The sequence below is a fragment of the Streptomyces sp. NPDC001606 genome (assembly GCF_053596835.1).
The window spans coordinates 539,079-553,054 of the sequence record NZ_JBSFHC010000001.1; the positions used below are offsets into that span (position 1 = coordinate 539,079).

Annotated in this window: 13 protein-coding genes; 6 read left to right on the top strand and 7 right to left on the bottom strand. The window is 69.4% G+C overall.

The window, feature by feature from the left end:
• Positions 1-18 precede the first annotated feature (18 nt).
• On the bottom strand, positions 19-1,602 hold the full coding sequence (locus tag ACWCV9_RS02465) for an FMN-binding glutamate synthase family protein (protein WP_450783807.1): 1,584 nt from the start codon (positions 1,600-1,602) through the stop codon (positions 19-21).
• A gap of 148 nt (positions 1,603-1,750) precedes the next feature.
• On the opposite strand from ACWCV9_RS02465, the gene ACWCV9_RS02470 reads away from it, so the two are divergent.
• The 4 genes from ACWCV9_RS02470 (at position 1,751) to ACWCV9_RS02485 (ending at position 3,629) form a co-directional block, all read left to right on the top strand.
• Complete coding sequence (locus ACWCV9_RS02470; RefSeq protein WP_450783809.1) at positions 1,751-2,314, top strand: Dps family protein; 564 nt, start codon at positions 1,751-1,753, stop codon at positions 2,312-2,314.
• A gap of 132 nt (positions 2,315-2,446) precedes the next feature.
• On the top strand, positions 2,447-2,593 hold the full coding sequence (locus tag ACWCV9_RS02475) for a hypothetical protein (protein WP_450783810.1): 147 nt from the start codon (positions 2,447-2,449) through the stop codon (positions 2,591-2,593).
• Positions 2,590-3,201: a PRC-barrel domain-containing protein gene (locus tag ACWCV9_RS02480; protein WP_450783811.1), complete on the top strand. Its 612-nt coding sequence runs from the start codon at positions 2,590-2,592 to the stop codon at positions 3,199-3,201. The genes ACWCV9_RS02475 and ACWCV9_RS02480 overlap by 4 nt, the downstream gene beginning before the upstream one ends.
• Complete coding sequence (locus ACWCV9_RS02485) at positions 3,198-3,629, top strand: PRC-barrel domain-containing protein (protein ID WP_450783812.1); 432 nt, start codon at positions 3,198-3,200, stop codon at positions 3,627-3,629. The genes ACWCV9_RS02480 and ACWCV9_RS02485 overlap by 4 nt, the downstream gene beginning before the upstream one ends.
• A 19-nt stretch (positions 3,630-3,648) precedes the next feature.
• Here ACWCV9_RS02485 and ACWCV9_RS02490 read toward each other — a convergent pair whose 3' ends face one another.
• The 6 genes from ACWCV9_RS02490 to ACWCV9_RS02515 all read right to left on the bottom strand — a co-directional run bounded on the left by ACWCV9_RS02490 (position 3,649) and on the right by ACWCV9_RS02515 (position 11,041).
• Positions 3,649-4,332 carry a response regulator gene (locus ACWCV9_RS02490; protein WP_450783813.1) on the bottom strand — a complete coding sequence of 228 codons (684 nt, stop codon included), beginning with the start codon at positions 4,330-4,332 and terminating at the stop codon, positions 3,649-3,651.
• A gap of 79 nt (positions 4,333-4,411) precedes the next feature.
• Entirely contained in the window at positions 4,412-5,044 is a 633-nt protein-coding gene (locus tag ACWCV9_RS02495) for a potassium-transporting ATPase subunit C (RefSeq protein WP_450783814.1), read from the bottom strand.
• A 5-nt stretch (positions 5,045-5,049) separates the two neighbouring features.
• On the bottom strand, positions 5,050-7,152 hold the full coding sequence (gene kdpB, locus ACWCV9_RS02500; RefSeq protein ID WP_450783815.1) for a potassium-transporting ATPase subunit KdpB: 2,103 nt from the start codon (positions 7,150-7,152) through the stop codon (positions 5,050-5,052).
• Positions 7,153-7,193: 41 nt separating this feature from the next.
• Positions 7,194-8,855 (bottom strand): potassium-transporting ATPase subunit KdpA, encoded by a 1,662-nt coding sequence (gene kdpA / locus ACWCV9_RS02505; protein ID WP_450783816.1) that lies wholly within the window; start codon positions 8,853-8,855, stop codon positions 7,194-7,196.
• Between the two features lie 8 nt (positions 8,856-8,863).
• Positions 8,864-8,953: a K(+)-transporting ATPase subunit F gene (kdpF, locus tag ACWCV9_RS02510; RefSeq protein ID WP_033264828.1), complete on the bottom strand. Its 90-nt coding sequence runs from the start codon at positions 8,951-8,953 to the stop codon at positions 8,864-8,866.
• Positions 8,954-9,199: 246 nt separating this feature from the next.
• Positions 9,200-11,041 (bottom strand): APC family permease, encoded by a 1,842-nt coding sequence (locus tag ACWCV9_RS02515; RefSeq protein ID WP_450783817.1) that lies wholly within the window; start codon positions 11,039-11,041, stop codon positions 9,200-9,202.
• Between the two features lie 304 nt (positions 11,042-11,345).
• Here ACWCV9_RS02515 and ACWCV9_RS02520 point away from each other — a divergent pair, with 304 nt between their 5' ends.
• Positions 11,346-11,810, top strand: coding sequence for a hypothetical protein (locus tag ACWCV9_RS02520; protein WP_450783819.1), 465 nt, complete (start codon positions 11,346-11,348; stop codon positions 11,808-11,810).
• A gap of 160 nt (positions 11,811-11,970) precedes the next feature.
• The gene (locus ACWCV9_RS02525; protein WP_450783820.1) at positions 11,971-13,929 is read left to right on the top strand and encodes an amino acid transporter; all 1,959 of its coding nucleotides are present in this window, start codon (positions 11,971-11,973) and stop codon (positions 13,927-13,929) included.
• The last annotated feature ends 47 nt before the right edge of the window (positions 13,930-13,976 follow it).

Genomic DNA, 13,976 nt, shown 5'->3' on the forward strand with positions numbered 1-13,976 from the left:
CCAGGTCGAACGGTCGGGTCATACGGTGAAGCGGTCGGGGTCGGCGGCCTTCCAGTCGGCCGCCCAGGAGGCCGGCGGCTCGGCGAGCAGCTGGCCCGGCGCGAGCCACTCGTACAGCTCCTCGTAGGAGCGCTCGGTGAAGGGGTCGACGCGCCGGCGCAGCATGTGCGGGCGCAGGTCCGCGGGGTCGGTGACGCCCATGGACGCCATGATCTGCAACGCGCCGGCCACGGTCGCTTCCTGGAAGCGCTGGACGCGCGCCGTCTTGTCTGCGACGTCGAGGGCGCGGGCGCGGCGGGGGTCCTGGGTCGTGACGCCGGTGGGGCAGGTGTTCGTATGGCACCTCTGCGCCTGGATGCACCCGACGGCGAACATCATCGCCCGCGCGGCGTTTCCGTAGTCGGCGCCCTGCACCATGCGCTTGACCAGGTCGGCGCCAGTGGCGATCTTGCCGCTCGCACCGACCTTGATCCGGTCGCGCAGGCCCGTACCCACCAGGGCGTTGTGCACGGTGAGCAGGCCCTCGGTGAGCGGGGTGCCCACATGGTCCGCGAACTCCAGCGGCGCGGCACCCGTCCCGCCCTCGGCGCCGTCCACGACGATGAAGTCGGGCGAGGTGCCTTCCTCCAGCATGGCCTTGCACACGGCCAGGAACTGGCGCCGCGAGCCCACGCACAGCTTGAATCCGGCGGGCTTGCCACCGGACAACTCGCGCATGCGGGCGATGAACCGCACGAGTTCGCGCGGGGTGGAGAACACCCGGTGATACGGCGGGGAGACGACCGTCCGCCCTTCGGGCACGTCCCGGACCCGGGCGATCTCGGCGTTCACCTTGGCTCCCGGCAGGACACCTCCGATGCCGGGCTTGGCTCCCTGCGACAGCTTCAGGGACACACACTTGACGTGATCGTGTGCGGCCTTGTCGGCGAACTCGGCCGCGTCGAAATCGCCTTTCTCGGTACGGCAGCCGAAGTACCCGGTGCCGATCTCCCATACGAGGTCGCCTCCCGGACGGAGGTGATACTCGGACAGCCCGCCCTCCCCCGTGTCCTGGGCGAATCCTCCGGCGGCGGCACCCCCGTTGAGCGCGAGAACCGCGTTGGCGGACAGTGAGCCGAAACTCATCGCCGAGACGTTCAGCAGCGCCATGTCGTACGGCCTGTCGCAGTCCGGGCCGCCGATCCGCACACGGGGCGGGTTCTCCGGCACCGGACACGGCGCCATCGACGGGACGAAGAACTCATGACCGGGCTGGTACACGTCCCGTTCGGTGCCGTACGGCTCCTCCGCGTCGGTGCCCTTGGCGCGCTCGTAGACGATGCTGCGCACGTCCCGGTCGAAGGGGCGTCCGTCGTAGTTCCGCTCGATGAAGTACTGCTGGAGCTCTGGACGGATGCGCTCCATAAGGAAGCGGACATGACCGAGGACGGGATAGTTGCGCAGCACCGAGTGCCGCCGCTGTACGAGGTCCCAGGCACCCAGAGCACCCGAGAACGTGAGCGGAAGGGCCGCGAACAACCACCAGGGCGAGATGGCGACCGCTGCGGCCACAGCCCCGAGGCCGGTCACCAGAGTCAGGAGCACGATTCCCACACGAGTCACACATCCCCGCATTGCCGGGTTGTCCCTCACCATGCGCGGCAACCGCGCACGGCACCCGTCCAGGTCGATACGGCCCATGTCTGACCTGGGCGAACCGGGGCACGCGTGGAGATGCAACCACGCACTCCGTCGAAAACCGAGGTGAGTCATGACGCAGGATCCGACCCCGAAGTACACGGTCCCCGGCATCGAGCGCGAGGCCGCCGGCCGGCTGATCGGTCTGCTCCGGCTGCGCCTGCACGCCCTCAACGATCTGCACCTGACCCTCAAGCACGTCCACTGGAACGTCGTCGGGCCGCACTTCATCGCCGTGCACGAAATGGTCGACCCGCAGGTTGACCGCGTCCGGGACATGGCCGACGACGTGGCGGAACGCATCGCCGCGCTCGGTGGCGTCGCACAGGGAACGCCGGGAGCCCTCGTCGCCGAGCGGACCTGGGACGACTACTCCATCGGAAGGGCCGACGCGATCGCCCATCTGGGTGCGCTCGACCTCGTCTACACGGGAGTGATCGAAGGGGTCCGCGCCGCGATCAAGGAAGCGGGTGACATCGATCCCGCCACGGAGGACCTGCTCATCGAGCAGCTGCGTGACCTGGAGCAGTTCCAGTGGTTCGTGCGGGCCCACCTGGAGAGCGCGGGCGGCAACCTCGCCACCGGACAGGCCCGGACGGAGGAGGAGGCCGCGGCCAAGGGAGCCGAACTGGGCTGACCGGCCCCAGCTCCCCACCCCACCGCGGGCAGGTCCCCAGGCGTGCACATCCGTACTGCGGGCAAGTGGATAGCCCAGGGACCGCCGGACAGAACGACGGCCATGGTGAAGACGGTACGAGGAGGTCGGCAAATGGTGTGGTGGAGCTGGGTTGTTCTCCTCGTCGCGGTGGTGGGCTTGCTCACCGCCGCGACGCTGGTGGTGCAGGCCAGGCGCCGAAGCGGCACGGTGATCGCGGTACGCACGGCCCACCGGCCCGGCCGGGAGGGTCCGCGGTGAACACCCTCATGCTCGCCTCGGAACTGACCGGACGGGTGGTCGTGACGCTGGGCGGCGAGGCGGTCGCCCAGATCAGGGACACCGTCTTCGACGCTCGGGCGGGCCGGATCACCGGCTTCACCCTGAGCGGGCGCGGCCTGCTGGCCGGCCCGCTCAAGAAGATCCTGCCCTTCCCGGGAGTGCACGCCGTCGGGCCGTCCGCCGTGATGATTCCGAGTGAGGCGGTCCTGGAGAAGGGCGGCATGGCCGTGGGCTCCGGCGAGGCCGGACAGGGCCGGGTCATCGGCGCGCCCGTCCTCACCGACCAGGGCACCGAGGTCGGTACCGTCCTGGATGTCGTGATCGAGGCCGGCGCCGGCGGGCGCGTGGTCGGCTTCGAGATCGGCTCCAACGAGAACCTGGACCAACGGAAGCGGAAGGCCTTCATCCCCCGCGGAGACACGCTTGCCGTCTCCGGGCGAGCGCTGGTCGTCCCCGCACACGCCCCGCACTTCGTCGCCGACGACCTGCCCAGCTTCAGCGCCCAGGTCGAAGCCTTCCATGCGCACACGGCACGGTCGTACGCGAGTGCCCCCGGCACTGGAGAAGGAGAAGGAGGCCCTTCATGATGCTGTTCACCCAGGCCCAGGGCCTTCCGGTGATCACCGCCGACGAGGCCGAACTGCTGGGGAGAGTGGAGGGCCTGACCATCGACGCGCACACCCGGAGCGTCGCCTGCCTGCGTCTGTCCGGAGCTCCGAAACACGCCACGACCATCGCCTGGAACACGATCGAGGCGGTGGGACGGGACGCCGTCATCGTGCGCTCCCGCACCGCCGCCGATCCCGGGCAGAGCAGTCTCCCCGTCCATCACGAGGCTCTCGGACGCCGGATACTGACCGAGGACGGTGTCGCGCACGGCACGGTCAAGGACATCGCCTTCGACCATGCGACCGGACGCCTGCACACCCTCTACACAGCCCTCGGTGACATCTCCGGAGACCGTCTCCTCGGCCTCGGGTCCTACGCGTTCGTCGTACGTGCCGAGCCCGCCTGAGGAATTCACTGCCTCCACGTCATCCTTCGAAGCGGTAGCCCATGCCGGGCTCGGTGATCAGATAGCGGGGGTGGGAGGGGTCCGCCTCCAGCTTCCTGCGCAGTTGCGCCATGTAGACCCGCAGATAGTTGGACTTGTTGCTCTGTGCGACCCCCCACACCTCCTGGAGCAGCTGCCGCTGTGTGATCAGCCGGCCGGGATGGGTCACCAGGATCTCCAGCAGATGCCACTCGGTCGGGGTCAGCCGTACGTCCCGCCCGTCCCGTACGGCCTTCTTGGCCAGCAGGTCCAGGGTGAAGTGCTCCGTCTCGACCAGTGGCGCCGAGCGGACCAACGGTGTGTCCTCGGTACGGCGGACCGCGGCCCGCAGCCGGGCCAGCAGTTCGTCCATGCTGAACGGCTTGGTGACGTAGTCGTCCGCGCCCGCGTCGAGGGCCGCGACCTTCTCGTCGGACGCCTGCCGGGCGGAGAGGACCAGGATCGGGACACGGGTCCAGCCGCGCAAGGCCTTGATGACGTCGACCCCGTCCATGTCGGGCAGACCGAGGTCCAGCAGCACCACATCGGGCTGGCGGGCGACGGCGAGCCGGAGCGCCGTGGCGCCGTCGGGAGCGGCGTCCACGCCGTAGTGACGTGCCTGTAGGTTGATCACGAGGGCCCGTACGAGCTGCGGGTCGTCCTCCACCACGAGCACCCGGGTCATGGGTGTGTGCCTCTCCTGTCATGCCTGCGGGAGTCGGCACCCCGGGGTGCCGACTCCCGTCGCGGATCGCGTAAGGCGGTCACTTCTTCGCCACAAGGTCCTTGAGCGCGATGTTCAGCTCCAGGACGTTCACCCGGGGCTCGCCCATGAAGCCCAGGGTCCGGCCCTCGGTGTGGTCCTCGACCAGCTTCTCCACCTGCGCGAGCGGCAGGTTGTTCCTCGCGGCGACACGGTGGACCTGGAGTTCGGCGTAGGCCGGGGAGATGTCCGGGTCAAGGCCGGAGCCGGAGGAGGTCACCGCGTCCGCGGGTACCTCCGACGGCTTGACCGTGTAGCCGGGGACGGAGTTGTCCTTGACCACCTTGGCCTTGGCGTCGTCGACCTGCTTGAGGAGCACCTTGCTGTCCGCGGACAGGTTGGTGGCACCGGAGAGGATCAGCTTGTACTGCGTGTTGACACTGTTCGTGCCGAGGCCGTTCGCCGGGCGGGGCTGGAAGTACCCGAGGCCGTAGCCCTGTTGCCCGATCAGGGACGAGCCGACGACCTTGCCGTCCGCCCTGATCTCGGAGCCGTTCGCCTTGCCGTGGAACGCCGCCTGGGCGATGCCGGTGACGACCAGCGGGTAGACGACGCCGGTCACGAGGGTCAGCACCAGCAGCGCACGCAGACCCGCGGCCAGCAACCGTGCTGTGTTCACAAAGGAGTTGTTCATGTCCTTCACCCGATCCCGGGGATCAGAGAGATGAGCAGGTCGATGAGCTTGATGCCGATGAAGGGGGCGACCAGGCCGCCGATGCCGTAGATCCCCAGATTGCGGCGGAGCATCCTGTCCGCGCTCATCGGCCGGTAGCGCACGCCCTTCAGGGACAGCGGCACCAGGGCGATGATGATCAGCGCGTTGAAGATGACGGCGGACAGGATCGCGGAGTTCGGGCTGGACAGCTGCATGATGTTCAGCTTGTCCAGGCCCGGGTAGACCGCCGCGAACAGCGCCGGGATGATCGCGAAGTACTTCGCGACGTCGTTGGCGATGGAGAACGTCGTCAACGCGCCCCGGGTGATGAGGAGTTGCTTGCCGATCTCGACGATCTCGATCAGCTTGGTGGGGTCGGAGTCGAGGTCGACCATGTTGCCGGCCTCCTTGGCGGCCGACGTGCCGGTGTTCATGGCCACGCCGACGTCCGCCTGCGCGAGTGCCGGGGCGTCGTTGGTGCCGTCACCGGTCATCGCGACCAGTTTGCCGCCGGCCTGCTCCCGCCTGATCAGGGCCATCTTGTCCTCGGGGGTGGCCTCCGCGAGGAAGTCGTCGACGCCCGCCTCCTCGGCGATCGCCTTCGCGGTCAGCGGGTTGTCGCCCGTGATCATGACCGTCCTGATGCCCATGCGGCGCAGCTCCTCGAACCGCTCCCGCATGCCCTCCTTGACGACGTCCTTCAGGTGGATGACACCCAGCACCCGGGCACCCTTGCCGTCCTGGACGGCGACCAGCAGCGGGGTGCCGCCGGCCTCGGAGATCCGGTCGGTCAGCGCCTGGGCGTCCTCGGCGACCGTGCCGCCCTGCTCCTCGACCCAGGCAATGACCGAGGCCGTGGCGCCCTTGCGGATCCTGCGGCCCTCGACGTCCACACCGGACATACGGGTCTGGGCGGTGAACTCGATCCATTCGGCGCCGGCCAGTTCGCCCTGGTGGCGCTCGCGCAGCCCGTACTTCTCCTTGGCCAGGACGACGACGGAACGGCCCTCGGGGGTCTCGTCCGAGAGGGAGGACAGCTGGGCGGCGTCGGCCACCTCCGCCTCCGTCGTCCCGCGCACCGGCACGAACTGGGCCGCCTGCCGGTTGCCGAGGGTGATCGTGCCGGTCTTGTCCAGCAGCAGGGTCGAGACATCACCGGCGGCCTCGACCGCGCGCCCGGACATGGCCAGCACATTGCGCTGCACCAGCCGGTCCATGCCCGCGATGCCGATCGCGGAGAGCAGGGCGCCGATCGTGGTCGGGATCAGACAGACCAGCAGGGCCACCAGCACGACCATGCTCAGCTCGGCGTGCGCGAAGCCGGCGAACGGCGGCAGGGTGGCCACCGCCAGCAGGAACACGATGGTCAGCGAGGCCAGCAGGATGTTGAGCGCGATCTCGTTCGGCGTCTTCTGCCGGGCCGCGCCCTCGACCAGGTTGATCATCCGGTCGATGAACGTCTCACCGGGCTTTGTCGTGATCTTGATGACGATCCGGTCGGACAGGACCCTCGTACCGCCCGTGACCGCGGACCGGTCGCCGCCGGACTCGCGGATCACCGGGGCGGACTCGCCGGTGATGGCCGACTCGTCCACCGAGGCGACGCCCTCGACGACGTCACCGTCGCCGGGGATGATGTCGCCGGCCTCGCAGACCACCAGGTCACCGATGGTCAGCGCGGTACCGGGAACCCGCTCCTCGGAGCCGTCCCGCAGCAGCCGGCGGGCCACGGTGTCCGTCTTGGCCTTGCGCAGCGTGTCCGCCTGCGCCTTGCCGCGGCCCTCGGCGACCGCCTCCGCCAGGTTGGCGAAGACCACCGTCAGCCACAGCCAGGCGCTGATCGTCCAGCCGAACCAGTCGGCCGGGTGCTGGAAGGAGAAGACGGTGGTCAGGACCGACCCGATCCACACCACGAACATCACGGGGGACTTGGCCATCACCCGCGGGTCGAGCTTGCGCAACGCGTCGGGCAGCGACGTGATCAGCGCCTTGGGATCGAACAGGCCGGAACCGACACGGCCCTCGGCCGGCTTGTGCCCGGTGGGGACGTCGCTGTGCGGCGCCCTGGTGGGAGTGGCTGTGGACATGGAGTCCTCTGGGTTCTCTGTCTTCTCTGTACGAGTGGTCATCACGCCAGCCCTTCCGCGAGCGGGCCCAGCGCGAGGGCCGGGAAGTACGTGAGACCGGTGATGATCAGGATCGCGCCCACCAACAGACCGGTGAACAGGGGCTTCTCGGTGCGCAGGGTGCCCGCGGTGACCGGGACGGGCTGCTGCCCGGCGAGCGAGCCGGCCAGCGCCAGCACGAACACCATCGGCAGGAAGCGGCCCAGCAGCATCGCGAGCCCGGTCGTGGTGTTGAACCAGTCGGTGTTGGCGTTCAGCCCGGCGAAGGCCGAACCGTTGTTGTTCGACGCCGAGGTGAAGGCGTACAGCACCTCGGAGAAGCCGTGCGCACCGGAGTTGAGCATCGAGTGCGGCGGCGTCGGCAGCGCCATCGAGGCCGCCGTGAAGACCAGCACCAGCGCCGGGGTGACCAGGATGTAGGCGGCGGCCAGCTTCATCTCACGGGCGCCGATCTTCTTGCCCAGGTACTCCGGTGTACGACCCACCATCAGACCGGCGATGAACACCGCGATGATCGCCATGATCAGCATGCCGTACAGGCCGGAGCCGGTGCCGCCGGGCGCGATCTCGCCCAGCATCATGCCGAGCATCGCGATCCCGCCGCCCAGGCCGGTGAAGGACGAGTGGAAGGAGTCCACCGCACCGGTCGAGGTGAGCGTGGTCGAGGTCGCGAAGATCGACGACGAGCCGACACCGAAGCGTGTCTCCTTGCCCTCCATCGCACCGCCGGCCGCCTGGAGCGCGGCGCCGTGGTGGGCGAACTCGGTCCACATCATCAAGGCGGTGAAGCCCAGCCAGATGGTGACCATGGTGGCGAGGATCGCGTACCCCTGCTTCACGTCGCCGACCAGCACGCCGAAGGTGCGGGTCAGCGAGAACGGGATCACCAGGATCAGGAAGATCTCGAACAGGTTGGTGAAGGGGGTCGGGTTCTCGAAGGGGTGGGCCGAGTTGGCGTTGAAGTAGCCACCGCCGTTCGTGCCCAGCTCCTTGATGGCCTCCTGCGAGGCGACCGCGCCGCCGTTCCACTGCTGGGAGCCGCCCATGAACCGGCCGACCTCGTGGATGCCGGAGAAGTTCTGGATGGCACCGCACGCCACCAGCACGACGGCCGCGATCGCGGCACCCGGCAGCAGGATGCGCAACGTGCCACGGACCAGGTCGGTCCAGAAGTTGCCCAGTTCACCGGTGCGCGAGCGCGCAAAACCGCGCACGAGCGCCACGGCGACGGCGATGCCGACGGCCGCCGAGACGAAGTTCTGCACGGCCAGACCGGCGGTCTGCACGACGTGCCCCATCGTCTGCTCGCCGTAGTACGACTGCCAGTTGGTGTTGGTCACGAACGAGACAGCCGTGTTGAACGACTGAGCTGGGTCGACCGAGGAGAAGCCCATCGAGCCGGGCAGCACGCCCTGGAGCCGCTGGAGCAGGTACAGGAAGAGAACGCTGACGGCGGAGAAGGCCAGGACCCCGCGCAGGTAGGCGGGCCAGGCCATCTCGGCGTCGGGGTCGGCACCGATGGCCCGGTAGATCCCCTTCTCCACCCGCAGGTGCTTCTTCGAGGAGTAGACCTTGGCCATGTAGGTGCCAAGGGGGATGTAGGCGAGCGCCAGCGCGCCGATGAGGGCGAGCAGCTGGAGGAAGCCTGCGACTTCTGGACTCATGTCTGGCTTCAGAACCTCTCCGGGAAGACCAGGGCGAGGACGAGGTAGCCCAGCAGGGCGACGGCCACGACCAGGCCGACGATGTTTTCGGCGGTCACAGCTTCGTCACCCCCCGGGCGACGAGAGCCACCAGCGCGAAGCCCGCGAGCACGGTGACGACGAAGGCCAGATCGGCCATCGTGAACTCCTGAAGAGGTTCGAGGGGGAACAAGGACGGTTAGAGAAAACCGCCTCCCTGACCGGATCCGGTCGCTCGTTGACGACCCTCTTACGGCCTCGCCCCTGGCCTTGACGGGACTCTTACGGCCGCCGATCGGAACCAGCCGGTGGCGGAGCGTTTCTCCTCAGAGCAGCCGGAAGCGCAGCCGGCAGATCACCGCGTCCGTCTCCCGCCGCACCGCGTGCGCGACGACCGCGCCACGCTGGTTCTGGAGCAGCCGCTGCCACAGTCGCCGCGGCTCGGTCTCCGGGATCAGCACGGTGACCCGGGTGCCGGGCTCGGCAGCGGCCACCTCACGGACGTACGCGGCGATGGGACGGCCCACGCTGTGCCGCTCGGAGGACAGCCGTACCAGGGGAACACCCGGGCCCCACGCCGCCCAGGCGCGCTCCAGCGCGTGCAGCCGGGCGCGGTCCTCGGGGTCGGGGTGGCCGACCGTGACGGCACGGACCTCGTCGCCGAGGGAGGTGGCAGCGGTCAGCGCCTCGGAGGTGAGTCGGGACAGCGAGGACACCGGCACGATCACCAGCGAACGCTCGCGGTGCGGGGGCTCGGGGACGCGGCCCAGGCCGAGTCGCTCGCCGATGCGGTCGTAGGCCCGGTGGACGGCCACGAAGACGGCGATCAGCAGCGGCAGCGCCACCACGACCAGCCAGGAGCCGTCGGTGAACTTGCTCGCCGCGACGACGACCGCCGAGACCGCGGTGAGCAGCGCGCCCAACCCGTTGAGCAGGGCCTTACCTCGCCGGCCGGGGCCCTTTTCGAGCCGCCAGTGCCGGACCATGCCCGTCTGGGCGATGGTGAAGCCGACGAAGACGCCGATGGCGAACATCGGCACCAGGGTGTTGGTGTCCCCGCCGGAGAAGACCAGCAGCACGGCGGAGACGACGGCGAGGGCCAGCACACCGTGCCGGTGCACCTGGCGGTCGGCTTTCAGGGCGAAGACGTGCGGCACGTAGTTGTCCCGGGCCAGCAGCTTCAGCAGCACCGGCAGCCCGCCGAAGGAGGTGTTGGCGGACAGGGCCAGCAGGGTCATCGTCGCGAACTGGATGACGTAGAAGGCCCAGTTGTGGCCGAGCGCGGCGTCCGCCAGCTGGGCGAGGACGGTCACGCCCTCGACCGGCTGGAGGTGGAAGCGGCCGATCAGCACCGCCAGACCGATCAGCATCAGACCGAGTGCGGCACCGAGCGCGATCTCCGCCCGCTGGGCCCGCCGGACGCGCGGGCGGCGGAAGGTGGGGACGGCGTTGGCGATCGCCTCGACTCCGGTGAGGGCGGAACACCCGGAGGCAAACGCTTTCAGCAGGAGCAGGACGCCGACACCGGTCGCGTGGTCGGCGACGGCCGGGGCGTGCCCGGCCGCCGCCGCCGTACTGACCGGCTCGGAGCGGAACAGACCGACGCCGATCAGCACGAAGACCGCACCCACGAAGACGACCGTCGGCACGATGAACGCCTTCGCCGACTCCGCGACACCCCGCAGGTTCACCACCGTGATCAGCCCGAGCACGGCCAGGCACAGCCACAGCCGGTCGCCGTACAGCCCCGGGAACGCGGACGTCAGCGCGGCCACCCCCGCCGTGACCGCCACGGCGACGTTGAGGACGTAGTCCAGGATCAGCGAGGCCGCCGCCACCAGGCCGGTCCGCGGCCCCAGATGCGTCTTCGCGACCGCGTAGGACCCACCGCCGTCCGGGAAGGCCGCGATCACCTGCCGGTACGACGCCACCAGCACCGCCAGCAGGGCGGCGACGGCCAGCGTCACCGGCAGCGTGAAGCCGAGGCCGTGCCCGCCCGCGGCGGCGAGCACCAGCACGATGGCCTCCGGCCCGTAGGCCACGGACGCCAGCGCGTCCAGTGACAGCGCGGCAAGCCCGGTGACGGCGGTGAGCCGGTGGCGCTCCCCGGTATCCGGGGGCTCCTCGCCGGCGGGAACGGCATCCGGCTCGGTGGTCAGGACGGTCATGGGTGCGGTACTCCTTCGGTGAAAACCGCGCAGCTACGTCGAGATGTGCGCGGTGCCCTCAGGTTCTGACCGTTTCCGACAGGCTTCGACGCTTCATTGCGGCTTCTTCGCGCCAATCAGCGCGATCTTGACGGGACTTTGACGGGCATGTGCCATCAGGGCCGCATAAAGACGCGTTGTCTCCGTCCGGCGCGCCTCTACCGTCACCGGTATGGGACGCCGTGAGAAGACACGCAGGTCACCGGTGCGCGTCGGCGCAGAATCGTCCGGGGCCGCAGTGCACGACCGCCGCTGGACGCGCGATGTGAGGGATGCCGTCCGGTGCGCCGGGATGCTGCTCACCCTGCTGCTGCTCATCGACTGGGGGGCAGGCCGGTTCACGCCCTGGCGGGGCCTGTTGTGGCTCGCGCTCGCTCTGCTGCTGTTCGCCGTGCTGTTTCCCGCCCGTGTCTCGGCCGGTGAGGACTGGCTGGCCGCACGGTGGCTGCTGCACGAGCGCCGGGTGCGGACCGACCTGCTGGTGTCCGTCCGCTGTCTGGAGGGAGTCGCCCAACGGCTCGTGCTGCGGGACGCGTTCGGCGTGCGCGTCGCGATCGATCCCGACGTTCTGGTGAACAACCCCGCCCTGTGGCAGCGCGTGGAGGCGGGAGCCCGGCAGGCGGCGGCCGACGGTCTGCTGCTGTGCGGGCAGACCGCGCTCGGCCACCTCTCGGCCCGCGTGGACCGTGAGACCGCGCTGGCCGTGTTCAGAGCGTCAGGGCTGGAGTGACGATCCGGGCCGGTAAGCGGCTGCGGTGGCCTTAACGCGGTCTTGATGCGTCAAGCGCACATACAGGTGGGCCCCCACGTCACTCCTTGCTTAGGCTGGTGCCGCCGTCCGCGTGATGGCCGGAACCCCACGCTGAGCCGCACATCAGGAGAGCACGTCCATGGCCACCACCGAACACCCTCCCAGTACGACCCGCCTGCGGACCTGGATGCTGGAGGGGCTGTCCGACATGGGCAAGGCGGGGGGCCACACCGGCCCGCACGCCGAGCCCGAGCCCCCGCACAAGGGCCAGCGCTGGTACCGGGTGATGTGCCTGACCGGTGTCGACTACTTCTCCACCCTCGGCTACCAGCCCGGTATCGCCGCCCTGGCGGCCGGGCTGCTCTCCCCCATAGCCACCCTCGTCCTCGTCGTCGTCACCCTGGCGGGCGCTCTCCCCGTGTACCGCAGGGTGGCCGAGGAGAGTCCCCACGGCGAGGGCTCCATCGCCATGCTGGAGCGGCTGCTGTCCTTCTGGCAGGGCAAGCTCTTCGTCCTGGCGCTGCTGGGCTTCGCCGCCACCGACTTCCTGATCACCATCACTCTTTCGGCGGCGGACGCCTCCACCCACCTCATCGAGAACCCGCACCTGACCCATGTGCTGCACGGCCAGCAGATGGTGATCACGCTGCTGCTGGTGGCTCTGCTGGGGGCGGTGTTCCTCAAGGGCTTCCTGGAGGCGATCGGCGTCGCCGTCGCCCTGGTGGTGGTCTACCTCGGTCTGAACGCCGTCGTCGTGGTCGTCGGCTTCTGGCACGTCCTGACCGCCGGGCACCTGGTCACCGACTGGACCAGCGCCCTCACCGCCCAGCACGGCAACGTCTTCGCCATGATCGGCGTCTCCCTGCTGGTCTTCCCCAAGCTCGCCCTGGGCCTGTCCGGCTTCGAGACCGGCGTCGCCGTCATGCCTCACGTCCAGGGCGACCCGGACGACACCGAGGACAAGCCGACCGGACGCATCCGTGACACCAAGAAGCTGCTCACGGCCGCCGCGCTGATCATGAGCGTCTTCCTGATCGCCACCAGCTTCATCACCACGGTGCTGATCCCGGCGAACGAGTTCAAGACGGGTGGGCAGGCCAACGGCCGCGCCCTCGCCTACCTCGCCCACGAGTACCTGGGCAACGCCTTCGGCACGGTCTACGACCTCTCCACGATCGCCATCCTGTGGTTCGCGGGCGCCTCGGCGATGGCCGGCCTGCTCAACCTCATGCCGCGCTACCTGCCCCGCTACGGCATGGCCCCGCACTGGGCCCGCGCCGTGCGCCCGATGGTGATCGTCTTCACCCTGGTCGCCTTCCTGGTGACCTGGATCTTCGACGCCGACGTCGACGCGCAGGGCGGCGCCTACGCCACCGGCGTGCTGGTCCTGATGTCCTCCGCCGCGATCGCGGTGACCATCGCCGCCCGCAGGGCCGGCCAGCGCGGCTGGACCATCGGCTTCGCCGTCGTCTCGGCCGTCCTGCTCTACGTCACCGTGGCGAACGTCGTCGAGCGCCCGGACGGTGTGAAGATCGGTGCCTGCTTCATCGTCGGCATCATCCTCATCTCCCTGGCGTCCCGGCTGGCCCGCGCCTTCGAGCTGCGCGTCACGCACGTCGAGTTGGACGACATGGCGGAACGATTCATCCGCGACATGTCCAGTCGCAAGATCCGGTTCATCGCCAACGAGCCCGGTGCGCGGGACAAGGCCGAGTACCGCGACAAGGTCGAGCAGATCCGCGCCGACAACGACATGCCCGAGCAGGAGGACTTCGTCTTCGTCGAGGTCACGGTCACCGACCCGTCCGAGTTCGAGGCCGGCCTGACGGTCCGCGGCGAGGTCCTGCACGGCCGCTACCGCGTGCTGACCGTGGAGTCCTCCTCCATCCCCAACGCCCTCGCCGCGCTCCTTCTGCACGTCCGGGACATGACGGGCTGCACCCCGCACATGTACTTCGAGTGGACCGAGGGCAACCCCTTCACCAACTTCCTGCGCTTCTTCCTCTTCGGCCAGGGCGAGGTCGCCCCGGTCACCCGCGAGGTCCTGCGCGAGGCCGAACCGGACCGGGACAGGCGCCCTCGCGTCCACACCGGCTGAGGACCGGCGCCGCCCGGGGGCGTCAGGACGGCGTCAGGATTCGCGCG